General features: G+C 55.8%; 17 protein-coding genes. 8 read left to right on the top strand and 9 right to left on the bottom strand.

Features of this window, described 5'->3' with window-relative positions; translation table 11 throughout:
• The first annotated feature begins 769 nt into the window (after positions 1-769).
• From ABD971_RS14985 to ABD971_RS14975, 3 genes are all read left to right on the top strand, one after another.
• Complete coding sequence (locus ABD971_RS14985) at positions 770-3,181, top strand: WD40 repeat domain-containing protein (RefSeq protein ID WP_345323327.1); 2,412 nt, start codon at positions 770-772, stop codon at positions 3,179-3,181.
• Between the two features lie 289 nt (positions 3,182-3,470).
• On the top strand, positions 3,471-3,740 hold the full coding sequence (locus ABD971_RS14980; RefSeq protein WP_339946458.1) for a hypothetical protein: 270 nt from the start codon (positions 3,471-3,473) through the stop codon (positions 3,738-3,740).
• Between the two features lie 1,448 nt (positions 3,741-5,188).
• On the top strand, positions 5,189-5,665 hold the full coding sequence (locus tag ABD971_RS14975) for a DUF1569 domain-containing protein (RefSeq protein WP_345323325.1): 477 nt from the start codon (positions 5,189-5,191) through the stop codon (positions 5,663-5,665).
• A 145-nt stretch (positions 5,666-5,810) separates the two neighbouring features.
• On the opposite strand, the gene ABD971_RS14970 is transcribed toward ABD971_RS14975, so the two are convergent.
• Positions 5,811-6,248 carry a hypothetical protein gene (locus tag ABD971_RS14970; protein ID WP_345323323.1) on the bottom strand — a complete coding sequence of 146 codons (438 nt, stop codon included), beginning with the start codon at positions 6,246-6,248 and terminating at the stop codon, positions 5,811-5,813.
• Between the two features lie 1,391 nt (positions 6,249-7,639).
• On the opposite strand from ABD971_RS14970, the gene ABD971_RS14965 reads away from it, so the two are divergent.
• The 4 genes from ABD971_RS14965 to ABD971_RS14950 all read left to right on the top strand — a co-directional run bounded on the left by ABD971_RS14965 (position 7,640) and on the right by ABD971_RS14950 (position 12,705).
• Positions 7,640-8,437: a GxxExxY protein gene (locus ABD971_RS14965; RefSeq protein WP_345323321.1), complete on the top strand. Its 798-nt coding sequence runs from the start codon at positions 7,640-7,642 to the stop codon at positions 8,435-8,437.
• 1,705 nt (positions 8,438-10,142) lie between these two features.
• Positions 10,143-10,862: a YebC/PmpR family DNA-binding transcriptional regulator gene (locus ABD971_RS14960; RefSeq protein WP_339943447.1), complete on the top strand. Its 720-nt coding sequence runs from the start codon at positions 10,143-10,145 to the stop codon at positions 10,860-10,862.
• A 138-nt stretch (positions 10,863-11,000) separates the two neighbouring features.
• A complete protein-coding gene (locus ABD971_RS14955) occupies positions 11,001-11,780 on the top strand; it encodes an SDR family NAD(P)-dependent oxidoreductase (protein WP_345323318.1) in 780 nt (259 codons plus the stop codon).
• A 160-nt stretch (positions 11,781-11,940) separates the two neighbouring features.
• Positions 11,941-12,705 carry an SDR family NAD(P)-dependent oxidoreductase gene (locus ABD971_RS14950; RefSeq protein ID WP_345323316.1) on the top strand — a complete coding sequence of 255 codons (765 nt, stop codon included), beginning with the start codon at positions 11,941-11,943 and terminating at the stop codon, positions 12,703-12,705.
• A gap of 15 nt (positions 12,706-12,720) precedes the next feature.
• On the opposite strand, the gene ABD971_RS14945 is transcribed toward ABD971_RS14950, so the two are convergent.
• The 7 genes from ABD971_RS14945 to ABD971_RS14915 form a co-directional block, all read right to left on the bottom strand.
• Positions 12,721-14,487, bottom strand: a complete 1,767-nt coding sequence (locus ABD971_RS14945; RefSeq protein ID WP_345323314.1) for an acyl-CoA dehydrogenase family protein — start codon at positions 14,485-14,487, stop codon at positions 12,721-12,723.
• Complete coding sequence (locus tag ABD971_RS14940) at positions 14,478-15,242, bottom strand: enoyl-CoA hydratase/isomerase family protein (RefSeq protein ID WP_345323312.1); 765 nt, start codon at positions 15,240-15,242, stop codon at positions 14,478-14,480. Before ABD971_RS14940 ends, ABD971_RS14945 begins: the two co-directional genes overlap by 10 nt.
• A complete protein-coding gene (locus tag ABD971_RS14935) occupies positions 15,223-17,103 on the bottom strand; it encodes an acyclic terpene utilization AtuA family protein (RefSeq protein WP_345323310.1) in 1,881 nt (626 codons plus the stop codon). The genes ABD971_RS14940 and ABD971_RS14935 overlap by 20 nt, the downstream gene beginning before the upstream one ends.
• A gap of 58 nt (positions 17,104-17,161) precedes the next feature.
• Positions 17,162-18,835, bottom strand: a complete 1,674-nt coding sequence (locus ABD971_RS14930; protein WP_345323308.1) for an acyl-CoA carboxylase subunit beta — start codon at positions 18,833-18,835, stop codon at positions 17,162-17,164.
• A 229-nt stretch (positions 18,836-19,064) separates the two neighbouring features.
• Complete coding sequence (locus tag ABD971_RS14925) at positions 19,065-21,359, bottom strand: bifunctional 2-methylcitrate dehydratase/aconitate hydratase (protein ID WP_345323307.1); 2,295 nt, start codon at positions 21,357-21,359, stop codon at positions 19,065-19,067.
• 12 nt (positions 21,360-21,371) lie between these two features.
• The gene (locus tag ABD971_RS14920; protein WP_345323305.1) at positions 21,372-21,794 is read right to left on the bottom strand and encodes a cobalamin B12-binding domain-containing protein; all 423 of its coding nucleotides are present in this window, start codon (positions 21,792-21,794) and stop codon (positions 21,372-21,374) included.
• Between the two features lie 12 nt (positions 21,795-21,806).
• Positions 21,807-23,414, bottom strand: coding sequence for an acyl-CoA mutase large subunit family protein (locus ABD971_RS14915; protein ID WP_345323303.1), 1,608 nt, complete (start codon positions 23,412-23,414; stop codon positions 21,807-21,809).
• 119 nt (positions 23,415-23,533) lie between these two features.
• Between ABD971_RS14915 and prpB the strand changes: the two genes are divergently transcribed.
• The gene (prpB, locus tag ABD971_RS14910; RefSeq protein ID WP_345323301.1) at positions 23,534-24,394 is read left to right on the top strand and encodes a methylisocitrate lyase; all 861 of its coding nucleotides are present in this window, start codon (positions 23,534-23,536) and stop codon (positions 24,392-24,394) included.
• Positions 24,395-24,590: 196 nt separating this feature from the next.
• Here the strand turns inward: prpB and ABD971_RS14905 are convergent, their stop codons facing one another.
• Complete coding sequence (locus ABD971_RS14905; protein WP_345323299.1) at positions 24,591-26,159, bottom strand: sulfatase; 1,569 nt, start codon at positions 26,157-26,159, stop codon at positions 24,591-24,593.
• Between the last annotated feature and the right edge of the window lie 20 nt (positions 26,160-26,179).

The following is a 26,179-nucleotide window of genomic DNA, read 5'->3' as shown; positions in this document are numbered from 1 at the left end:
AAGCGTGAGTCGCAGTTGGGGAAAGCGGTGACGGGCGAGTGGCCCAACCGCTGCTGGACGCTGACGCTGCAGTCACGTCGTAGCACAATCAACGGCCTCGCGTGAAACGGCGTATCGGCTATTTCGTGGCACGAACGGCGACCCTTACTGGGGTCGGCGTGTTGATTGTCCCTACAAAAAAAGCCGATGCCGTCCTCCGTATGCACGGCATTGTCGTTCGCCGTCTTGGGATCAAGACGTGCGGTCACCTTGAGTCCCACCCTCGCTTCACGGTCATCCTCTCGCCAACGATCAGGCTGCACGAGTTGTCCATTCAGAAAACAAAATGCATGTGAATGAGAAGGTTTGATCAAAGAAGCGGTGCCGCTTGGACATTCGACCTTGATCAGGATGTTATTGACCGACATTCTAACGGGACTGACGGGTATTCGAGCTTGAGGCAACCTTACACGAATTTGCTTACCATTTCTTGAACGCTACGAAGAACTCTTGGCGAAGCTCTTGACTACGACGCGACTCCCGCTTCCAACGGTCTTGGGTGCACCCGCAGATCGGCATTCGGTGGATACCACTTGTTGTCCTTCGAGGGATCTTGCAACCAAGTCGTAATGCGACGACGGCAATTCGATGCGTTCAACTGCGGCGGTTGGGGGTAATTGCTCCGCCGATCAATAGACGGGGGCGAGGCCGGCGTTTAAAATTAGCGGCGGATCGGGCGGCCCGAGTTCCGGTTTCTCGCTGCGCCAACTCTCTTCGATGGATCACTGACATGGTTCGAGGGTACCTAATGCGTCCTGCCGTGCTGGCTTGTTCAGTTCTCCGTCTACTCGGCATGCATTTGGCAATCACGCTGTTTGTCTTCTCTGCGATCGGCACGTCGATCAACGTCTTTGTAGGTGGCTCAAGATTTTGTCATGCAGACGAACCGGTTGTAGAGCAGCTTACGCCGGAGGAGAGCAACAGCGATTCGCGGGTTCGCCGCGCGGAGCTGGCAGCACGTCAAGCACGACTGCGACAGTACGCTTCGGACATTGCGCTTGCGCAGCTCTGTTGGCAGCAGGGCCGCTTGGATCGAGCCGTCGCATTGCTCCAGCGTCATCGGCCGCTAGCCGACGGTGAAGACTTGCGAGGTATCGAATGGCACTTGCTGTGGAGACAGATGCACGCGGAAGAGAAAGTCTTTGGCGGACATGCCAACCCGGTACGCGCGTTAGCGTTTCTGCCGGACGATTCCGCTGTGGTTGCCAGCGATGCGTCCCACACCTATGCGACGGCTGGCGAGATTCGCGAATGGTCGCTGTCAGCAAACTCGGCCAACTCGATGATCTACAGACAATCCCCGCCCCAACCAGCGACGGCAAACTACTACAGCGGTTTTCGTTCGCTCGCCTTAGCCCCGGATGGACTTTCGGTCGCGGTACCGGATGGTTCGAAACTGCAAGTTGTTGATCGCAAGACACGACGAATGAAATGGACAGCACAAGGACACAACGATTTCGTGATGGCGGTGGCGCATTCGCCGGATGGCCGGATTCTTGCTTCCGGTGGACTCGACAAGGTTGTCAAATTGTGGGACTCGGGCAGCGGGAAGCTGATCGCCACGCTGGCTGATCACGAGTGGGGTGTATTGACGCTGGCGTTCTCACCCGATGGCCGAACCTTGGCGACCGGCTGTGGTGACGACCGCGCTCCCGACTGGAGTCGACGCACCCACGGCGAACTCCGGCTATGGGACGTGCCGACGAACCGCCTTTCTCGAACGATCCCGGTTACCTCATCGGTCGGTTCGGTTGATTATTCCAGCGACGGTCGGTGGCTTGCGGTCGGCATGTTCGATGGTTCGCTGGTGGTCGTCGATATTCGCGACCATCGCACCACCAGGATCGAAGCTCCGTCGTCCAGTCCGATCAATTGCGTGCGTTTTTCACCCGATGCGACGTCCTTGGCCAGTGCCTCCTCCGACGGCCGGGTACGCCTGTGGGAAGCCGGCAGCGGATCCAAAATCGCGACCTATCGAGGCCATCGTGGATCGGTCGATTGCTTGGCCTTCAGTCACGACGGTCAAGCGTTGGCCAGCGGTGGATCCGATTGCTCCGTCCGCCTATGGGACACCCAGGTTTATCCAGATCGAACTCGCGTTCGCCTGCCTGCTATGAGTCTGCACACGGTTGCGTTTACCGCGGACAGTCAGACGTTAATCGCGTCGGATTATCACCGCGTGTGGCGGATCGACGCGATGACGAATCAGGTCCACAGTTCGTGGGCAACGGAACACTGGACCCAGACCATGGCGATGTCGCCCGATGGCACCTTGCTGGCCACCGCAGGACAACGAGATGCGAAAGGTGGAGGCGGTCCGATGTTGCAGTTGTGGAACGTCCAGCTCGCCGCGCCGATTCGCGACATCACTGTCGAATTGGATGCGGTCGATCGGGTTGCGTTTTCACCCAACGGTCAGCTGATTATGGCTCGATGCTCTGGTGACAAACGAAGTCCGTCAATCACCGGTGTTTGGCTGGTGGATTCGGGACAATGCATCGGCACTTGGAACGATTCGCATGGCGTTGTGTTTTCGCCCGATAGCCGCTGGTTGGCTGCGATCGACTCAGATCAGATCGAATTGTTTGATATTGAGATGCAACAATCGATGGCGACACTCCGCAGCGATGCAGCGCAAGTGCTCGCGATCCAGTTCTCACCCGACGGATCTCATTTGGCATCCGCGTGGGACGATCACTCGGTAAACATCTGGAATGTCGAAACACGGCAGATCATCAGCACGCTCCGGGGTCACAAGGGGCGGGTCGAGCGGTTGCTGTTTAGCCCTGACGGACAGGGGCTGCTCACATCCGGTCCAAGCGAAACACAGTTTTGGAACTTGGCGGGTAACACGTTGCGATTTACCATCCCGCATGGAAATTGCCCTCTTGCATTCACCCCTGACGCTCGCACGCTGATTTCCGCTCCTGACGAAGTCTATTTTTGGCAGGTGGCAACGGGCGACGAGTTGCTGGTCTATCCACGCTACGGCTACGATTCTCGTAGCCTGGCAGTTTCAAGCGACGGCAACTCGGTCGCGCAAGCCGGTGGTAATCGCGATGAAACCGCTGGCGTTTGGCTGTGGCAGACGAGACGCCATCCCTTAGCCAAGAGATCTGAGGTAGATGGGGTACCGGACTAGCGGAACGTGTGTGCACGATGCAATCTACTTGAGGTAGGGTGAATCGGTTCCTGAATCGGTGCCAGCCACCACCTTGATTTGTTCGCTGTCGCTATTGCGATCTAGGGCATCAGGAGCGAATCGTCGTTGACACGAGTGGATTGCTCTGTTTCGATCGGAAGCATTGGCAACGCGAGTACAATGATGGAAAGAGGGAGCATGTCGGGTGCTCCTTCGAATGTTTTTTGCGTGGCCGTTGCGGTTGGGGAGGAGAGTTCGTTTGCCTGCGAAGCACTTAACGAAAGCGTCGATGATGTGCGAGCTATGCGAGGTGGATCATGCGTTTAACGAGCACCATCTGATCCCTCGACATTGCCATCGCAAAACGTGGTGGAAACGTCGATTCACGAAAGAGCAGATGCAGCAAACGATCTCGGTTTGCAGGATGTGTCACCGTTCGATCCATGATTTGATTCCCGACGAAAAGGAGATCGGACGGCACTATTACTCGATTGAGAAACTCAAATCGCACCCCGCCATGGCAAACTACTTGGCTTGGAAACGACGGCGGCTTCGCTAGTGGCGGATGGGGGCCTGCGAGCCTGGGGGTTGCGCCGGCACTCCATCTCTCTCTCATCTGCCTTCGCCGTTTAAGCTCGATGCGACTCACCCTCCGAGAGGAAAATACCGTGGCAGAGACCTGTGAATCCTAGCGTGATTCAAGCTCGTCTGGCCGACGCATGGTAGGCGTGTGGAATTACCCACACAAAGTTGACAGTGGACAGGAAGTTCGGATGCCCCGGCATTCTTTGATGTTCCTGCCCCATCCATCTTCCTGCCCAGCGCGTCGGCGCCGCTGGTTGGATGCGGCGGAACTGGGAGTCGACTGAGCGGCGGCGTTGCGTCACCGAGGGCGGCGTTGGTGACTGATTTGGGCAGGAAAATGACGGGGCAGAAAGATGGGAAACCGCAGGGTGCTCTGGCTTTCTTTTATTTTCCTGCCCCTTCCATATTCCTGCCCGCCGCTGTGGCGGCGCTGGTTGGGTGCGGCGGAACCGGGGGAGTCGATTGAGCGGCGGCGTTGCGTCACCGAGGGCGGCGTTGGTGACTGATTTGGGCAGGAAAATGACGGGGCAGAAAGATGGGAAACTGCAGGGTGCTCTGACTTTCTTTTATTTTCCTGCCCCATCCATATTCCTGCCCGCCGCTGTGGCGGCGCTGGTTGGGTGCGGCGGAACCGGGAGTCGACAGAGTAGCGGCGTTGCGTCACCGAGGGCGATGTTGGTGACTGATTTGGGCAGGAAAATGACGGGGGCAGGAAGATGGGATTCCGCAGGGTGCTCTGACTTTCTTTTATTTTCCTGCCCCATCCATATTCCTGCCCGCCGCTGTGGCGGCGCTGGTTGGGTGCGGCGGAACCGGGAGTCGACAGAGTAGCGGCATTGCGTCACCGAGGGCGATGTTGCTTACTGATTTGGGCAGGAAGATGACGGGGGCAGGAAGATGGGATACTGCAGGGTGCTCTGGCATTCTTTTATTTTCCTGCCCCATCCATCTTCCTTTCCGCCGCTGTGGCGGCGCTGATTGGATGCGGCGGAACCGTGTGTCGACTGAGCGGCGGCGTTGCGTTACCGAGGGCGGCGTTGGTGACTGATTTGGGCAAGAAAATGAAGGGGGCAGGAAGATGGGATACTGCAGGATGCGCCGGATCTGTTTTTATGTTCCTGCCCTTTCCATCTTCCTGCCCGCCGCGTTGGCGGCGCTGGTTGGGTGCGGCGGAACCAAGTGTTGTGCCGTGGATTGTGTGCAGCGCCATCCTTGTGTAGCGCAGATGACTTGACTTTCGCTTGCTTCGATCGTCTCGATGCGGCAAAACGACCCTGGTCGCGAATCGACCGTGATTTACTCTTGCGTCGTTGTGGTTTGTGTACGTCTATTGATTAATACGGTGGCGTGGTATCACCAAGGGGCCATCATCAAGCCATTGCCGCTGTATCGTGATGTTAAGTTTAATACGCAGGGTAAGCTATGGGATCGTCAACCAAACACAAGTTGGACTTTCATACAGGTGATGAAGTTGTCGCGGAGATCGAGCGACTGCGACGCGGCGGATACACCCGATCGAAGAATTGGAACTTGACGCAAATTTGCGAACATCTGACTCACACGATGACCGGTGGCATGGAGGGATTTGGTTTTCGATTGCCATGGATTTTGCGGGCAACGATCGTCAACTGGATTGTCAGACGAATCCTGCGGACGCGACGGATGTCCAGTGCACCAACAATTGAGCGTTTGAAACCCAAATCGCCATCCGGTGCGGATGACGATCGCATCATCGATCACTGTATCGAAGTCATCAGACGAGCCGAGAAGTACGAAGGCTCCTTCGAAGACTACCCGTTTATTGACAACTTTACGGCGGACGAGTGGCGGCAATTCATGTGGTTGCACGCAGCCCACCACCTCGGCTTCTTGATACCCAAAGACCAAGCGAAATCATAAACAAACGCGATGAGGCTGCGAATCGACGCCAAACAACGCGGTCTATCGGCCGGTTTAAACGGTGCAGGCTCGATGAATCGTTTCGAACATTTCTGGAGAACCGAATGTGAGCGATCGCAGCCGTTTCGGCGGTCGCGAAATTTGTCTATTCCTCGAGCACGGTTTTCAAGACGCGATAGGCTTCGATACTCTCTTCGACTGCCGCTTTTCCGCCAGCCTGTTCGACGTGTTCCAAAATCAACAGCAAGTTTTCGCTGCCGCCGGCCGCCAGAACCGCCGCCTTCAGATTTTCAAGTTGCTGTTCGGAGGGGAGTAGTGAACCGTTTTTCGCAGCGGTTCCCGTTTTTTTCGAGCGAGCAGGACTCTCTTTCTTAGTCGTGGTTGTGGTCGGAGTCGTCTTTGCGGGCTTGGTCGCCGCTTCTTTTACGGGCTTTTCCTTCGCGGACGTTTCTCGGGGCGGAGTTTGCTTCGCCGGAGTTTCTTTGCCAGCTGGATCTTTTGCAGCCGTTTCTTTTGCTTCCGTCTCGGATTCGGGTTTCGTTTCTTCGGCAGTCGTTTCTGATTTTGGTTGTGGTTTTGCCATAGGAGTTTGTGTCGAGTCCGATTGGGGGTCTGAGGAAATCAGGGTGCGAAATAACGGGCGGAAACATTGCGGCGGTTCATATCAACATCTGGAAGCTCGAGCAAGTGAAAATGGTGAACGCTACCACGGCCGCCGTCGCTGTGGTGATAACACCCTCGATCAAAGCACTCTTCACAAAACTCGCGTCCACTGTTTGATTTAGCACTGCTTGTGGGTGGTGGAGGTGAGAGTCGAGGGAGCAGCGGCGCTGCACGATTGGTGGCGACGTCGCCAATTAGTTTTGGCAGGAAAATGTGGAGGGCAGGAAAATGGGATGCCGCAGGGTGGGGCAGTGTGCTTTATCTTTCTGCCCAAATCTATGTTCCTGTCCGCCGATTCATCGGCGTTCGTTGGGCATGGCGAACGCGAGAGTCGAAGGAGCAGCGGTGTTGCACGATTGGTGGCGACCTTGGCAATTAGTTTTGGCAGGAAGATGTAGAGGGGCAGGAAAATTTGATGCCGCAGGGTGGGGCAGTTTGTTTTATTGTTCTGCCCAAATCATATTCCTGCCCGCCGATTCATCGGCGTTCGATGGACATGGCGAGCGCGAAAGTCGACGGAGCTGCGGAGTTGCACGATTGGTGGCGACGTCGGCAATTAGTTTTGGCAGGAAGATGTAGAGGGGCAGGAAAATTTGATGCCGCAGGGTGGGGCAGTTTGTTTTATTGTTCTGCCCAAATCATATTCCTGCCCGCCGATTCATCGGCGTTCGATGGACATGGCGAACGCGAAAGTCGACGGAGCTGCGGCGTTGCACGATAGGGGGCGACGTCGGCAATTAGTTATGGCAGGAAGATGTAGAGGGGCAGGAAGATGGGATGCCGCGGTGTGGGGCAGTGGTTTTATTTTTCTGCCCAAATCATATTCCTGCCCGCCGATTCATCGGCGTTCGATGGACATGGCGAACGCGAGAGTCGAAGGAGATGTGGCCTTGCGCAATTGGTGGCGACGTCGGCAATTATTTTGGGCAGGAAAATGAAGGGGGGCAGGAAGATGGGACGCCGCAGTGGGGCAGTGTGTTTTATTTTTCTGCCCAAGTCATGTTCCTGCCAGGCGATTTATCGTCGTTCGTTGGACATGGCGAGCGCGAAAGTCGACGGAGCTGCGGCGTTGCACAATTGGTCGCGACGTCGGCAATTGGTTTGGGCAGGAAGATGAGGGAGGGCAGGAAGATGGCATGCTGGAGGGTGGGGGCAGTATCATCTTTTCTCCTGGCACGCTTTTTGGGGATTCTGTAGTCCGAATTCGATGAGTGCGCGATTGGCGACCAAACATCGACTCTTGGGGCTTGTTTGCGAATAATTGGAGACAGACCTCTAGCCTCGAGGGTTGTGAAACGGAAGCAAAATTCAATGCCAATCCTGTTGCCTATCGACTTGCCGCGAATCACTGAGAGTCAGATGCGTGAGATCGACTACCAAGTCATGGGCTACGCGTTCTCGATACACAACGAGTTGGGGCGTCTTTGTGATGAGCAGGTCTACCAGTCCGACTTCGTTCAACGCATTTACGAGGCCAGCTTGTGCCCTGTTTACCGAGAGCTCCCCGTTGTCACTGCGTTCAGGACATTTTCGAAAACGTTTAAACTCGATTGTATTGTTGCCGGTGGCTCAATCTACGAATTGAAGACGGTTGCGAGGCTCAATCGCAATCACTTTGCTCAATTGCTGAACTACTTACTGTTGACCAATACCACTCGTGGGAAACTAATCAATTTTCGGCCAAAGCGGGTGCAAACGAGATTCGTAAACACGTCGCTGACTCTACAAGAACGTCGAAGGTTCTCGATTCAGACAAGTGATTGGCAGGGGAATGATTCGCTGGTAGATCTCGTCGACGATTTGTTGTCGGATTGGGGCACTGGGCTGGCCACCAGCCTCTATCGTCAAGCGATCTTGCATTTCCTGGGCGGTTCGGAAAATCTCTATCGCCTTGTCCCGATGAGCAGAGGAGGCCATTCGCTAGGAAACCAGCACTTCTATTTGATTGACGATATTAGTGCGTTTTTCGTGACAACGATGAATCAAGCCAAGCGTCAGCAGCATTGCGAGCACTTGGTTTCCTTATTGCGGCATAGCCCCATTCGCTATGGCCATTGGGTCAACATCGACCTTCATGCTGTTCAGTTCACAACGCTGGTTTCAACCTAATTAGCTGAACGCGATTGCGGTCAGCAGCACGGTCCCCGAAACTCTATTGCCTCGCCTGCAGATACATCGGCGCTGCTAGTGCATGACGGATGCGCGAGTCGAACACGCTGCGGAGTAGGACGATTGGCGACATCGGCAATTATTGTGGGCAGGAAAATGAAGGAGGGCAGGAAGATGGGATGCCGCAGGGTGGGGCAGTGTGTTTTATTTTTCTGCCCAAGTCATTTTCCTGCCCGACGATTTATCGTCGTTCGTTGGACATGGCGAACGCGAGAGTCGAAGGAGCTGCGGCGTTGCACGATTGGTGGCGACCTTGGCAATTGGTTTGGGCAGGAAAATGTGGAGGGGCAGGAAGATGGGACGCCGCAGTGTGGGGTAGTGTTTTTTATTTTTCTGCCCAAATCTATGTTCCTGCCCGGCGTTTTATCGTCGTTCGTTGGACATGGCGAACGCGAGAGTCGACGGAGCTGCGGCGTTGCGCTATTGGTGGCGACGTCGGCAATTAGTTTGGGCAGGAAAATGTGGAGGGGCAGGAAGATTGGATGCCGCAGGGTGGGGCAGTGTGTTTTATTTTTCTGCCCAAACCTATGTTCCTGCCCGCCGTTTCATCGGCGTTCGATGGACATGGCTAACGCAAGGGGCGACGGAGTTGCGGCGTTGCACGATAGGGGGCGACGTCGGCAATTATTTTGGGCAGGAAAATGTGGAGGGGCAGGAAGATTGGATGCCGCAGGGTGGGGCAGTGTGTTTTATCTTTCTGCCCAAATCTATGTTCCTGCCCGGCGATTTATCGCCGTTCGTTGGAAATGGCGAACGCGAGAGTCGAAGGAGCAGCGGCGATGCACGATTGGTGGCAGCGTCGGCAATTAGTTTGGGCAGGAAAATGATGGGGGCAGGAAAATGGGATGCCGCAGTGTGGTCCAGTGTGCTTTATCTTTCTGCCCAAATCTATGTTCCTGCCCGCCGATTCATCGGCGTTTGTTGGAGTTGAGGGAGGTGAGAGCCGAGGCAGCTGCGGTACTGCAGAACTGGTGGCGACCTCGGCAATTGGTTTGGGCAGGAAAATGAGGGGGGCAGGAAAATGGAATGCCGCAGGGTGGGGCAGTGTGTTTTATCTTTCTGCCCAAATCATATTCCTGCCCGCCGATTCATTGGCGTTCGTTGGGCATGGCGAACGCGAGAGTCGACGGAGCTGCGGTGTTGCACGATTGGTAGCGACCTTGGCAATTTGTTTTGGCAGGAAAATGAGGGGGGGCAGGAAGATGGGACGCCGCAGTGTGGGTCAGTGTGTTTTATTTTTCTGCCCAAATCTATGTTCCTGCCCGCCGATTTATCGGCGTGGATTGGAGGTGGTGGATTTGAGAGCCGAGGCAGCTGCGGTACTGCAGAACTGATGGCGACGTCGGCAATTGGTTTGGGCAGGAAAATGAGGGGGGGCAGGAAAATGGGAGGCCGGTAGGCTTGGCTTCTTTCTGTTACTGCCAGCTGTTTTGGCGGGGTTTGCTCGATAAGAGGGCGTCTTGTGGACGGACGACAGTTGCTACGTTGACCGCTGGATCAATCTGCAGTTTTCTGAGAAAATGCGTTGCATATCTGATAAGCCGGGTAACCGTGGTGCAACTTCCTCTGTGCAACAGCGTGATGCCGTGGTTACAACGTGCTTTATTCTTCTTATTTACGCCTCATCATTCACGAGATATACGCTATGGGTCGAAGCTTTGAAGTTCGCAAGGTGTCGATGGCCAAGACTGCGGCACAGAAAACAAAGGTCTACTCAAAATACGGAAAACAGATCTATGTAATGGCGAAAAATGGCGGCGGGCCAGCCGCGAATTCGTCGCTGCGTAGTTTGATCGAGAAGGCGAAGAAAGACCAAGTTCCAGCGCATGTGATTGAAAAGGCACTCGACAAAGCCAGTGGCGTCGGTGGCGAGGACTATGTCGCGGCTCGTTACGAAGGGTTCGGCCCCGGCGGATGCTCGGTCATCATCGATTGCTTGACCGACAATAACAATCGCACGATCACCGATGTTCGCAACTGCTTTACCAAAACGAGTTCGAAAATGGGAGCCCCTGGATCGGTCGCTCATGCGTTCGAGCATTTAGCAATTTTGTCCTTCAAAGGCGATAGTGCCGATGAAGTCCTCGAAACGCTGTTGATGGCGGACGTCGATGTGACGGATGTCGAGTGCGAAGAAGGTCAGGTGACCGTGTTTGCTCCGACCACCGAATTTTATAAAGCCAAGCAAGCGATTTTGGACGCACTGCCGGAAACCGAGTTCGATGTCGAAGAAATCACCTTCGTCCCGCATACACGCACCGAACTGCTTCCCGACGACATGCCGATGTTCGACAAGTTCATGGCGATGCTGAACGATTGCGACGACGTCCAAGAAATCTATCACAACGCAACCCTGCCGAGCTGAAAGCTGTTTTTCTATCGACCGACTGCCGTCGCCGCAAAAATCGGCGAACCTGTTGCATCGTGATGTGTCTGTAGACGAGACATTGTTTTCATGTCAACTTGAATGAAGGTTCTCAGGCAACGGATAAGGGCTCTCACCATGGCGAATGGGCGTCTCGACAAGTTCAAGGCAGTCGTTACAGGTGGTAGTGATGGTATCGGATTAGCCATCGCCACCGCGTTTGCAAGCGAGGCGGCCGAGTTATGGCTGATCGCGAGGAACGGCGATAAATTAGCGGCCGCAGCAGATGATCTCCGCGCCAACGGCGCTACCGTCAACTGCACCGCTGCCGATCTTACGGACCCCGCCGCGATTCAACAGGTTCACGCTGAGATCACGCGGTCTTGGGATGCCATCGACGTGTTGGTCAATAATGCGGGGATGGCTCGGTTCACCGATTTTGCCAACGTCAGCCACGATGAGCTCCAGGCCCAGGTGCAGCTGAACCTGTTGACACCGTTTCTGTTGACCCAAACGCTGTTACCGTTGCTGGTCAAAGCACAAGGCAACGTAATCAACATCTCCTCCACTTCGGCGCATCGGTTGATCCCTGGACGTCCCGCGTCGGTCTATGCAATGACCAAAGGAGGACTCAATTCACTGACGAAAGCACTTGCGTTGGAACTCGGCCCCGTCGGGGTGCGTGTCAACGCGATCGCCCCAGGTACGATCAACACACCGTTGACACAAAAGATGATCTCGTCGTTCTCAGAACAACGCAAAGCCGAGTATGACGCGTTTGTTCGTCAATCGTTCGCGTTAGGACGACTTGGGGAGCCCGAAGATGTGGCGAAGCTGGCTGTTCATTTGGCGTCAAGTGATGCAAAGTGGATGACCGGATCGGTTTGTCTGGTTGATGGCGGTTTGAGTACAAACTGATTCTCGTGGTGAAACGCTTGCGGTCTTGCCCGCGCAAGTTCGGTTGCAGCGGTTGTCCCTCGGTTCCGCTAGAATAGACCTACAGATTCCGATGGGTTGCAAGGTCATCGAGAAATTGCGACCGTCGTGACACGTTCATTGATTGCGAGGGTGCGGCATCATGCTAATCCAGAACGCTTGTGTGCTGGTGACTGGCGGCAGTTCCGGTTTGGGGGCTGCCTGTGTAGCCAATTTAGCTCGGCAACACGCACGTATTGTCATTGCCGACATGAAACCACCCCCGGATACTGTGCTTCGCGAATATGAGGGGCGAATCGTGTTTTCGCAAACCGATGTGTGCAGCGAAAACGAGTTGCAGTTGGCAATCGATGCTGGCCAGCGGCAGTTCGGCCCCCTACGAGCCGCGGTGACATGCGCAGGAATCTTGCACGCTGAACGTTTATTGCCGCGTGAAGGAGTCGCATCGCTGGATGCATTTCGGCGAGTGATCGATGTCAACTTGGTTGGCACGTTCAACACGCTGCGGTTGTGCGGAGCCGCGATCGCAGCGGGCGAAGCGGATGCGGATGGCGAGCGGGGCGTGATGGTGACGACGTCATCGGTTACCGCGTTCGAAGGCCAGGTTGGGCAAGCTGCCTATGCGGCATCAAAAGGAGCGGTGGCGTCGTTGACGCTTCCGCTGGCACGAGAACTAGCGCAACATGGAATACGGGTCGTGTCCATCGCGCCGGGAGTGTTTGAGACTCCGATGATGCAGGCCGCCCCGGAGAAAGTTCGGCAATCGCTGATTGACCAATCCGTTTTCCCTAAGCGATTAGGTCAGCCTGCCGAATTCGCAGCATTGGTATCGCATGTTTTCGAGAACGCCATGATTAACGGATCGACGTTGCGGCTTGATGGCGGGGTGCGGTTGGCGGCGAGATAGAAAGTTATTTGTTAATTATAGTTCTCGGGCGGCCGCTAACAAACGCTCGTCATCATTGTCACGCAGGCTGGCAAAACAGTGGTCGACGTGCCGCAGCGAATCGGCGATGAAAAATTGGGCGGCGGCATCGCGGCTGCGATCGCCATTAACCCATTCGCTATCGAGCCGACTTAGCGTGCACGCCGTGGCAAACAGTTCCATCGCGATCCAGGCAATCCGTTCGAGAACGAGTTGACGTTCGAGGACCTCTTCGCGGTGTCGCACCAGTGTCGCTTGGACGGTCGTTCCCAACCGTTTGACCTGCTTTCCCAAGCGGTGGGCGATTGGCTTCAGTTCGGCCGAACGTACCGGTACGGGCGGGGTGCGCAGCCGCATCCGCACCGCGGCCGTTGCAAAGTGGGTGAACGTTCCGAAGCCACTAAAGGGATGTTTCATCGCATCGTCGACCTCCTTCATCTGCATGCCGGGGCCCCGCATCCCGGTCAGTGCGATGAAGGACATCAGCACTTCGTTGGCTCCTTCGCCAATCTGGTTGATGCGATGATCGCGGAGCATGCGCTCGAGCGGTTGATCGGTAAAGTAGGCGGCGCCGCCATAGATTTGAAAAGCATCGTTGACGATAGTCCAGAGACGCTCCGTGCTCCAAACCTTCAGCATCGCCGTTTCCAACATGTAGTCTTCCAGGCCGCGGTCGATCAGCCCCGCGGTCACGGTCGTGGTCGCTTCCATCGCATAAGTCCAAGCCGCCATACGTGCCAGTTTTTGCTGGACCAACTCGAATTCGGCAAGCGATCGACCAAATTGATGGCGTTTTCTCGCATGCTCGGTTGCCAAGTGCAGACACGTTTTCGCCGCCCCGGTACAGCAGGCACCAAAGGTGGTGCGTCCAAAATCGAGCACCGTCAGCGCGACTTTCAAGCCTTTGCCGATCGGACCGAGAATGTTTTCCCGTGGCACGTGCAGATTATCGAACGCCAACCTTGCTGTCGCTGTTCCGCGAATCCCAAGCTTTTCCATCCGCGGCTCGGTGACTTGGAATCCAGGCATGTCTGGCGTCACCAAGAATGCGGTGATCGCAGAGTCGTTTGTCCCTTCGACTGGCGTGCGTGCCATGACGGTCAACACGTCTGCGATCGCGCCGTTGGTGATGTAGCGTTTCTGGCCGTTCAGTACAAAATGGCTGCCATCGGCGGTCGGCGTCGCGGTGGTTTGTACATTCGACGCATCGGACCCGGCATCCGGTTCCGTTAAAGCAAACGCGGCAAGTTTTTTGCCAAGTACCAAATCGGGCAGCCATTTTCGCTTTTGCCCATCGGTGCCAAACAGCAATAAACCACGCATCCCGATTGAGTGATGGGCATTGACAAAGATCGAAGTCGAACTGCATCGCGCTCCGATCACCTCGAGCAACCGGCAATACTGTTTCTGCGAGAAGCCGCGTCCTCCGAACGACAACGGGGCTGTCATCCCAAGCAGTCCCAATTCCGCGAGACCGTCGATCACGTCACGAGGAATGTCGGCGTTGCGATCGATTTGCACTGGGTCCAGGTGTTGGTCGCAAAATTGGCTCAAACTGGCTACCGCCGCGGTGACATCGGCATTCTGTTGTCGCGACAACGATGGATAGGGAAACACCCAGTCGTGGATAAATTGGCCATGGAATAGTCCCTTGGCGACGCCGGTTGCTTGCGGCAGTGACCCTAGCAGCTCTTCGGCCTGCCGCATCTGTTGCTCGCGTTGTTCTAAACGTTCCGTTGTTTGGGGTGGATGTTTTAGGGCCATTTTGGGTCTCGCTTTTCATTAAACGCCGCCAACCCTTCGCGAGCTTCGTCGCTATGTCGAGCGGCTAAGTGCAGATCGATTAAATCAGGTTCCCCGGCGGAGTCATGTTCTGCAAAGGCAGCACCGAGCAATGCCTTCGTCTGTCGTATCGTTTCGGGGCCGCCGGCCAACACCGAACGAGCGACCGCGACAGAGGCGTCTCGCAGTTGTGCCGCGGGGACGATGCGTTGGACGAGTCCGATCTGTTGTGCTCGCGCCGCATCGACAGGTTCACCGACAAGCAGCAAATCGCTGAGGTCACCTGCGCGAACCTTGTGCCGCAACACCTCCATCACCAGCGCGGGCAACAACCCTCGGCGTGCTTCGGGAAAACTGATGCGGGCATCCTCCGCAGCGATCACGATGTCACAAGCCGCCATCACGCCAGCGCCGCCAGCAAACGCACCGCCGTGTACCGCGGCGATGACGACAAGTGGTGTTGACCGCAATTGGCTCAATGTCTGTTTGACTGCACTGGCCGAACGCTGCACGAGCGTCGTGTCCGCGGCCTCACGCAAATCCAAACCGGCCGAGAAAACTTTTCCCTCGCCGCCGAGGATGACAACGCGGTTCTCTTCGTCTTGCTCGAGCTGATTCAATTCGAGACAGAGAGATTCGAGCAATTCAATACTGAGTGCGTTGCGCCGATCGGGTCGGTTGAACGATACCGCTCGGACGCCCCGAGTGATACGTTCGCTAAGAATCAACTTCGCCATGGTGGTCGTCTCCGTCGTTTGAAACATCAGAAACCGAGGCTGAGTTTGGCAAGGGCATTTCCAGCACGATTTGACCGAGCGTCTTGCCTTGTGCGTCGGTCCGCAATCCCTGACGCAAGATGCCGCGAATCACAAAGTTGAGTGCTTGCAGATTCGCCAATTCAAAACGCTCGACGGATTCGATATCTCTTTGACAAAAAAATTCGGCGATACGTTCCGCGGTCAGCCAATCTTGCAGAAACTTCCACGCAGCGTCGTTTCGTGCAATCACGCCGATATTCGCACCGGTGCCTTTGTCTCCGCTGCGGGCGATTGCGATATCGTATAGATGGGCTGCGTCGGAAATGTCGAAAGCGGCGTGCTCGGGTATTCCCGATGCATTAAAGGTGCCATGTTCCGGCGGTCGCGACGCAGTCGTCGTCATCGCATCAGCCTGTGGCCAAATTGATTTTGTGTCTGGCGTGCTTTGGGTTGGCTTGGTCAGCAGCGATTCGACGATTGGCTGAACCGAGTCTCGCGAGATCAAGCAGGGCCAATAGCGAATCACGGGACGGATTCGCGGTCGTCCCTCTGCATAGCCTGTCGTTCCTTGAGCCCCGGCGGTGACCAGCGGAATCAGCTCGCGAGCGAATCGTTCTGCGTCTTGTTGTGTGTCGACTTCGACGGCGACACGCAGGACCACTTCGTCAAAAGAAGTTGCATCAATGACGGGAGACTTCCCGGTGAACGCTTCGACGCATGCCCCCGATCCGAGACATTCGATCAGGCTATTGCGAATTGGGACGTCGGCGTCACGCAGTCGGTTCAGCACGATCTCGCCCGCCCGTTGCGTTTTGGCGCGGGCACCACGACCGACGATGGTTAGCATTCCGGCCGCTCGGAAACCGTCACGAAACGTTGCGCTGACCTTGTATTGGGATGGCGGTGGTTTTCCGATTGCACCACGGACTCGCACTTGATCCGGCCCGATTTGCTCGACATTTAACTCGCGAAACGATACGGTCACATCGGGGCTGAGATAATTTTCGGGGTCGCCGATCTCGTAAACCAGTTGTTCCTTGACGGTCCACGGTGTCACTCGGCCGCCTGTGTTTGCTGTTTTTGTCACAATGCAATGACCGTCTTCATAGACTTCGACGATCGGGAATCCGAGATGCGTCGGGTCGGGCACCTCCATCCAATCGGTGCTGATCCCTCCGGTGACTTGAGTGCCGCATTCGATCAAATGCCCGGCCACGGTGGCACCGGCGAGGCAATCGAGATCATCGTCGTTCCATCCAAAATGGTGGACGCAGGCGGCTACGACCATCGACGGATCCGCGACACGTCCGGTAATCACGACATCCGCCTGCTGCGTAAGTGCGTGGGCTATCGGTGCGGCGCCGAGATAAGCATTGGCGGTGACGAGCCGGTCGGCAACGGTGCCGAGTGAATCGCGATTATCCAGATTGACGAACGAGTCCGCGCTGGAATGACGTCCGGCGGCGCGAAGGTTTTCTAACACATCATCACCGCTGACGATTCCAATGCGAAGTGATCGGCAACCGGCATTTTCGATCACTTCGCGGCATGCACGCGCACATCCGCTTGGGTTGAGCCCACCTGCGTTCGCGATCACTCGGCATTTTCCACCCGCCGCCCAATACGGCACCAGTGATCGGACGACGTCAACAAAGTCTTTCGCGAACCCGGCTTGCGGATCACGTTGCCGCTGGGTCGCCAAAATGGACATCGACACTTCGGCCAGGTAGTCGAGTGTTAGAAAATCAAGCTCCGGTTCACGCGCGAGCATCTCGGCTGCGGCGATGCTACGATCACCCCAAAAGGCTTGCGCATTTCCGATTCGAACCGAGCGAACCATTTTTCAAAGTCCAAGTGGCTGGGATTGAGTTAACGTTTCCGACTTCGATGACTTATTTCTAAACCTGCAAGACTCCGGTTTTAAATTCACGATTTGTTGACGGGGGAAGGAGTGCGAGGGCGGTTTGCAACCACAGCCGCGTGTCGGCCGGAGGGATGATGGCATCGACCCATCCTCGTGCGGCACCGAAACGAATATCGGTCTGCTCTTGATAACGTTTTTGAATCGATTGACGTAGTTCGGCAACTTCGTTTTCACTAAGCGTTCGTCCCGCTCGCTGTGCGTCACGCAGCTGCAACGACAACAAGGTCTCCGCCGCCTGGTTGCCGCCCATGACCGCATACTTTGCCGACGGCCACGCTAGAATCAGTGCCGGATCATACGCTTTGCCGCACATGGCATAGTGTCCAGCCCCAAACGAACCGCCCACGATAACGGTGAACTTTGGCACGACTGAATTACTGACGACATTGACGAGTTTCGCGCCGGCTCGAATGATTCCCGCCTGTTCAGCCTGCTTGCCCACCATGAACCCTTGCACGTCTTGAATGAACAACAGCGGCAGCTTTGTTTGGTTGCAATCCATCACAAAGCGTGCCGCCTTGTCGGCCGCATCGGGATAGATCACGCCGCCCACTTGAATCTCGCCACTCGCAGTACGGCAGCGGCGTTTTTGATTCGCAACGATCCCGATCGGGTAGCCCGCAATTTTCGCAAACGCGGTTACCAGTGTCTGCCCAAATTCGGCCTTGTATTCCTGCAGCGTGTGTTCGTCGACGAGACAGCGAAGCAGATCACGGACGTCATATTCATCGCGTCCATCCGCCGATACGATGTCGTACACTTGGTTATCGGACGCATGGTGATCGAACGCGTGGTGATCGGACGCGTGGTGATTGAAGGCGTGGTGATCGGACGCGTGGTGATCGGACGCGTGGTGATTGAAGGCGACGTTATCCAGTGTCCCTGGTGGTATGTTCGGTGGCAACAGATCGACTAAAGCACGGAGTCGCTTCAAGCAGGATGGGTCATCGGCTTCGTGGAAATCCACGGTGCCGCTGATCGCCGCATGCATCGACGCGCCACCGAGTTCCTCGGGATCGACCACCTGTCCGATCGCGGCTTTCACGAGTGCGGGGCCCGCCAAACAGAGTTGACTGCCGTCGGTCATGAGCATTTTGTCGCACAGCACGGGCAAATAGCCGCCGCCCGCAACACAGTTGCCCATGACGGCGGCGTATTGAGGAATCCCGGCGGCAGACAACACCGCGTTGTTGCGAAAGATCCGACCGAAATCGTCTTCGTCCGGAAAGATCTCGTCTTGCAGCGGCAGGAATACTCCGGCGGAATCGACAAGGTAGATCAGTGGCAAGCGAAATTGGGCAGCAATCTTCTGAGCTCTTAGCAACTTTTTCACTGATTGCGGAAACATTGCTCCGGCTTTTACCGTGGCGTCATTGGCCGCAATCAAGCAAGTTCGGTCGGCAACGAAACCAATTCCGGTGACGATGCCGGCTGCGGGAACGCCTCCCCATTCCTGGTACATTCCATCCGCAGCCCACAACCCAAGTTCAAAGAAGGGGCGATCTTTATCAAGCAGCAAATCCAAACGAGCACGCACGGGTAAACGTCCGTGTCGCAATTGCCGCTGCTGGCCATCTTCGCCGCCTCCTTGACGAAGCGTCTGCTCTTGGCGAATCAAATCGTCGGTCAGCTCACGCAAAGTAGGCACCGAATTCTCCTGAGCATTCCGCAGCACGGTCCTCCCCTGAAATTTCGCTTATGACGCGATCGCCGTCGCTCGCGTCGTAGCCATGCGAGTGACGCATCGTGTTGATAATGCGATTGTTAAAACGTCACGATTCTGTCAGGGGGAAAGCGGGCTGTCTTGATTAGTAAACGCGGGGGACGTGATGAGACGCTCGCGGCGTATCCCACCTCTGCCTATTGTATGTTTCAGCTCAGCGAACCACAAACTTGTCGATAAACTCGTCGACCGGTAGGTCGTCGATCGCATCACTTGCAAACAACGATTCCAGTGACGCGGCTCGCACGCTATCGAATCGGGTCGCGACGTTGTTGCGGAATTTTTCTCGAAGCAACGGTAACGCTTCGTCACGTCGCCGCCGATGTCCGAGCGGGTATTCGATTTCGACCCGTTCACTGTGCGATCCGTCGCTAAAAAACAGCTGAACCGAGTTTGCAATCGATCGCTTTTCGGGATCGAGGTAGTCGGTGGAATAGTGAGGTTGCTCGACCACCTGCATGCATTCACGCAGCTTGTCGATTCGCGGATCCTCGGCGGCCGCTTGTTCATAGTGATCCGAGTCGAGGCGACCATGCAACAGCGCCGCTGCCACGATGTACTGCAGACAATGATCGCGATCGGCTGGATTGTTAAGCGGACCTGTTTTGTTGATGATTCGCATCGCCGATTCCTGCGTTTCGATCCGAATTCGATCGATCTCGTCCCAACGATTTCCGATTTTGGGATGCAGGGCGATTGCTGCTTCTGCAGCGGTTTGGGCATGAAACTCGGCGGGAAAGGCGACTTTAAACAGGATGTTCTCCATCACGTAATCGTCAAGCGAACGCGTGAGCTGGATCGCCCGCCCGGCGAACAAGACGTCCTCGAAACCCCAGTGTTCTGCGGTCAACGCGGTTGCATAACCCATTTCGCCCGTCAAGCTCCACAACGCTAATTGGACACCACGCCGCGTGGCATCTCCGGCCGCCCAACTTTTGCGTGAACCGGTGTTGGGTGCATGTCGATAGGTCCGCAGCGTCCCACCGTCGATCCATGCGTTGCTGAGGGCATTCATCACTTGGTCACGAGAACCGCCCAGCAGCTTTGTCGTGACCGCGGTCGTGGCGACTCGCACCAGCAGTACATGATCGAGTCCGACTCGATTGAATGAGTTCTCGAGTGCCAACACTCCCTGGATCTCGTACGCTTGGATTGCCGCACGAAGCACGTCACGGATTGTGACGGAGTCACCGAGGCGGCTGCGATATTCGGCGACCGCCAAGATGCCGCCAAAATTGTCCGACGGATGTCCCCATTCGGCAGCTAACCAGGTGTCGTTGTAGTCGAGCCAACGGATGATACAGCCGATATTGAATGCTGCCGTAACGGGATCGAGCTCCAACGATGTTCCGGGAACACGAGCGCCTGGTGACAATGTCGCCCCCGGAACGACAGGCCCGAGCAGCTTGCTGCACTGTGGATAGTTCAGTGCCAATAATCCACACCCGAGGCTGTCCAGCAGACACAAACGAGCGGTGGTCCAGGCTTCGTCGCTGAAATCGGTCGAATCACAAACATAGTCGGCGATTTGCTGAAGCACGGCATCGGTATGACGTTGGGATTCGGACATGTTGGATCTGCCGGACGGGGAGGATGACGGGGAGGCGGGTAGGGATGTGCGACTTCCATTTGATCCGTCATCATCGCGTTCCTTAGCAGACCGATCAACCAAATTCTGCATCCGTTTTATTGTGTCACAGAGTGCCAGGATGCCGGTGTCTTGGGCCGAGGACACTTTGGCGATTGGAACCGAACCGCCATCTTTTGCGGGGTTCTGTGCTTGAATTTCGGCAACCGTTTGGTCGGCGCCCGCTAGATCGGATTTGTTTACGACAATCAGATCAGCGATTTCGAAAACGCCTGCCTTTTCCCACTGCAGTGCGTCGCCGGTTTGCGGCTGCACCACCAATACCACGCTATCGGCGAGCTCTCGCACCGCGACGTCGCCTTGGCCGCTACCCACGGTTTCGATAAAGATGCGGTCAAAACCAAAGGCTTTCATGATCCTCAGCATCACGGCAAGGTTGGCGGCCACCCCTTGCTTGCCCGATTCGGTCGACAAACTGCGAATGAAAACGCGATGGGACATTTGTAGCGAATTCGTTCCGCCTGCGATGCGGCAGCGATCCCCCAGCACGGCGCCGCCTGTGAGCGGGCTCTCAGGATCGCAAGCGAGCACCCCGACGTACTCACCTTGTTCAGCAAACTTGCTCGCCAATCGGGATAGCAAACTACTCTTGCCCACTCCGGCGCTGCCCGTCACTGCGAAAACCGGCGCGTCATTGTCCGCTGTGATGAGCGAATCGTCTTTCGAAAGCTCAGCCATCAATTCCGAATGCAAATCGGGTGACAATGCCAGCGTCAACAGACGTGCTAGCGACCAACGATCACCTCCGCGGAGCCGCTGGACTAATGTGGCAACGTCGTTACGTAGCAAGTGGGGCGACATGGTTAGACGAACCTAACTTAGAAATTGCACAATCGACTCGATGGAAGTGCCGGGGCCGAAACAACCGCGAGCACCGAGCTGCGTCAGTTTCTGTTGATCTTGTTGCGGAATAATACCGCCAACGATCACGCCGATATGGTCCAAGTCTCGATCATGCAACGCATTGATTAACGCGGGAACCAAGGTCATATGGGCGCCGTTGAGGATGCTGACGCCTAACCAATCGACATCCTCGTCCTGAGCCGCCTCGGCAACCGCATCAATCGATTGCCACAACCCGCTATAGATCACATGAAAACCAGCGTCCCGCAGTCCGCGAGCGACCACTTTGACGCCGCGGTCATGACCATCGAGTCCAACTTTGGCAAGCAAGATCCGTTTGGGCATCGTGCGATTGCCGAAAGTTGCATTGCCATCTGTTTTAGCAATAACCATTTTTGAAGTCCCTCACCAATTTACCGGTGGGCGAAATCGACCATACACATCGGCCATGGCATCCATACATTCTTGCACAGTTGCTCGATCGTCCGCGCACTGCAGTAACGCGGGCAATGTGTTTTCACCTGCCTCCGCCGCTTCCCGGAGCCGAGTCAGTGAACGAGCAACGTCCTGTTGACTACGCAACGCTTTGATTTTTCGCAGATTTGCGACGTGTTCCGATTCGGTGGATTCTTCAAACTGCATTAGTGCAATTTCAGCAGCGCCAGATTGTTGGAATTCATTGACACCGACGACGACTTTCTCTCGCGAGTCGACCGCTTGTTGGTAGGCGAACGCGGACTCCGCGATTTCGCGGCGGAAAAAGCCGTTCTCCACTGCAGCGATCATGCCGCCATTTGCTGCGATCTTGCCAAAGTAGTCCTGGGCCGCTGTCTTCATTTGTTGCGTGAAGGTCTCGACAAAGTAGCTTCCGCCAAGCGGGTCGGCCGTATTGGTCACCCCGGTTTCAAACGCCAAAACCTGCTGAGTCCGCAAGGCGAGCGTGGCCGCGTGTTCACTGGGTAAGGCAAACGTTTCATCCATCGAATTGGTATGCAACGATTGGCAACCGCCAAGTGCGGCAGCGAGTGCTTGATAGCCGACGCGAACCAAGTTCACCTCCGGCTGTGTCGCCTGCAACGAACAACCCGCAGTTTGCGCATGGAAACGCAACTTCCAAGATGCTTCTGATTTTGCACCGTATTGATCTCGCATCATTTCGGACCACAGAACTCGAGCGGCACGATATTTGGCAACTTCTTCAAACAGATCGTTGTGCGCATTGAAAAAGAAACTCAGCCGTGATGCGAATGCATCAATGTCGAGTCCACGGTCGAGACACTGCTGGACATAGTGTTCCCCATCGGCCAAGGTGAAGGCCAATTCCTGAGCCGCGGTCGAACCCGCCTCGCGAATGTGATAACCGCTGATCGACACGGTGTTCCACTGCGGGACATGTTGCGAACAGAACTCGATCAGATCGACGACCAATCCGACGGAGGGTTCGGGCGGAAAGACGAACTCGTTTTGTGCATGGAACTCTTTCAAAATGTCGTTCTGAATCGTGCCTCGCAATTGCCGCCAATCATCGCCACGCTGCTTTGCCGCCGATAAGTAGAACGCCATCAATACGATTGCGGGCGCGTTGATGGTCATCGAAACCGAGACTTGGGCAAGATCAATACCGTCAAACAAGGCTTGCATGTCCTCGACCGTATCGATGGCCACTCCAAGCCGACCTACCTCGCCAATCGATTTCGGGTCATCGCTGTCGAGTCCCATCAACGTTGGCAAATCGAATGCCGTACTGAGTCCCGTTTGTCCCTGGTCTAGAAGAAAGCGAAAGCGACAATTGGTATCGCTGGGGCGACCGAATCCCGCAAATTGACGCATCGTCCACAAGCGTCCACGGTACATCGATTCGTGGACGCCGCGAGTGTAGGGGAATTGGCCGGGGTGCCCGAGCTGTGTGGCGGGATCCCAGTCCGCTAAATCGTCATCGGTGTAAAGCGGCTTGACCGCAACACCGCTGACGGTGGTCCGCGTCGGAGTGGGGTTGGTGGAAACGGAAGTCATCAAAATACTCCTCCCTCCAGGTGATACAATTGATTATACGCGATTTTTCAGACGGTCGTCTGACGAACTTTGATTCCCACGGTGACCCCTGCAATTGGCTCTCTTTCCGAGTAAAAACCATGTCGATGTCCGAGTCCTCCACGGCCGGGGCGCGTTTACGTGCAGCGTTGGATCATGAACGACCGCTGCAGGTTGCTGGAACGGTCAACGCGATCACGGCTTTGTTGGCAAAACAAGCCGGTTTTCGTGCGATTTATCTGTCGGGGTCAGGCGTCGCGAGCGCCTCGCACGGGCTGCCTGATTTGGGAGTCACGACGTTACAAGATGTGTTAGAAGACACGCGACGGATTACGGCCGCGGTTGATCTGCCGCTGCTAGTCGATGCCGATACAGGATGGGGCAGTTCGCTGATGATCGAGCGAACGGTCCGCGAGTTGATTCGGGCTGGAGCCGCAGGGTTGCATTTGGAGGACCAGATTGATGCGAAACGTTGTGGCCACCGTCCCGGCAAGCAACTCGTTGCGACCGCGGAGATGTGCGACCGTTTGAAAGCGTCGTTGGATGCCCGTACCGACGCCAGCTTTGTCATCATGGCACGCACCGACGCGGTCGCAGTAGAGGGAATCGCAGCGGCGATTGAACGAGCCAACTGTTACGTTGATGTCGGGGCCGAGATGATCTTTGCCGAAGCGATCACTTCGCTCGAAGACTATCTGCGATTCACCGAATCCGTCGCGGTTCCAGTGCTGGCAAACATCACCGAGTTCGGCAAGACGCCGCTGTACAGTGTGGATGAACTACGCGAGGTCGGCGTCAAATTAGTGCTCTATCCGCTCACCGCGTTTCGCGCCATGAATGCCGCAGCCGCTCGGGTGTATCAAACACTTCGTACGACCGGAACGCAAAAAGAGATGATCGAGGCCATGCAGTCGCGTGACGAACTCTATTCACTGTTGGACTATTATCGTCAAGAACAATGACAGTGTCCGTAGCGAAAGTCACGAACACTTGCGGGCGTCGAGAGTGCGGCGAGACGATATGCTTTCGGATCATTAAACGATGACGTTGTTCTTGATCAAATTTCAGCAAATCCGTTCGTGAGATGCTGGTTAATGCTGTCGCGAAACTCTTGGCGAGTTTCGCGACGTGGTTGGTCGTCGTCGGGATACGGGCGGCTTAATCCTTGGCACTTCCCCACCAATTGGGGCTAGGCTTTTTGCTTTTATCGAGATAGTCGGCGTGTTGTTTTTCGAGCCTTGGCATCAACTTTTCACGGACATTTTTCATGCGGGCGTCGAACTTCGCCTGCGTGAATCGCGGATCCGGCTGTGGGATTTTTGCTCCGGTCTCGGCCAACCAACCGTCAAGCCGTTTTTTTAGTTCCGCTACCCGTTCAGGATGTTTCGCGGCGACGTCGTTTTGTTCACTTTCGTCACTCTGAAGGTTGTACAGTTCATTGCGTCCATCTTCGTAGTAATGAATCAGTTTCCATTGCTTGCTGCGGATGATCGATGACGGCTCACCCCCTTGATTGCCATAGTGCGGGTAATGCCAGAACAAATCTCGGTCGTCGATGTTGTCGCCCTTCAGTACAGGTACGAGACTGACGCCGTCGACATGCTGTTCAGGTCGCGGCGGTAAGCCAGCCAAGTCCAGCATCGTTGGATAGAAGTCCATTCCGATTGCGGGGACCTCGGTGGACGATCCCGGCGGCGTCATCCCAGGAACGTGGATGATGTAGGGTTCACGAATGCCGCCTTCCCACTGCATTCCCTTGCCGCCACGCAACGGCAGCAGACTGGTTGAAAACGCGTCGCCCGAGGAAACACCACCGTTGTCAGAGGTAAAGATCACGACTGTGTTTTTATCGAGTCCCGTTTCCTTCAATTTGTCGAGCACAATCCCGACGGCATTGTCGAGCGTTTCGACCATGCCAGCGTAGATCGGATTATCCTGAACTTGGCGAACGGGCAATCGACGTTGCAGTGTGAACCGCGTGTCGTTATCGGTCAGCCCCATTTTCGCGGCTTTATCACGGTACTTATTACAGAGTTCTTCGGTCGTTTGGATCGGACCGTGAACGGTGTAGAACGACAGGTAGGCCAGAAACGGTTTGTCCTTACTCGATTCGATGAACGATGCGGTTTCATTGGCCAAACGCAACGTCAGCGATTCACCGTCAGGACCACTTTCGAGTCGCGGGTTTTCCCATGGTGCAAAGTAGCCGCCCTTGGGGCTGCCGACATCCCAGCCGCCCTTGTTGATCATAAATCCATGATCCTCGGGCCAGGACCCCTTGGTTCCGAGATGCCACTTGCCTGCGAAAAACGTGGTATAGCCGCCCTCTCGAAACGCTTCGGCCAGCGTCGTGTCGTCCTTTGGCAAGACGTGCTCGTAGTCTGCGGGCAGTACGCGATCGTCGCGATTCCACTTCATCCCGCTCGCCGCTCCGATCCAATCGGTGATTCCATGCCGCGGCGTTGCCTTGCCCAACATAATGCTGGCACGCGATGGGCTACAGACTTGGCATGCCGCGTAGCCGTGGTCAAATCGCATCCCCGACGCCGCCAACGCATCAATATTCGGGGTTTCATGGAATTCGCTGCCCTCGTATCCCAGATCTTTACAGCCGAGGTCGTCGACCAAAATAAACACAAAGTTTCGCTGAGCCGCGGCGGATGATTGTGCCGGGGGCACCACAGCGAGCACACACAAAGCAAACGCAAGACAGGCCGAAGTTTTCATATTTGTTAGATATACACGCG

It is taken from the genome of Novipirellula rosea (genome assembly GCF_039541335.1).
GTDB classification, from domain to species: domain Bacteria; phylum Planctomycetota; class Planctomycetia; order Pirellulales; family Pirellulaceae; genus Novipirellula; species Novipirellula rosea.
The sequence above is the reverse complement of the archived record's forward strand: the minus strand, read 5'-3'. Positions and strand labels throughout refer to the sequence as shown.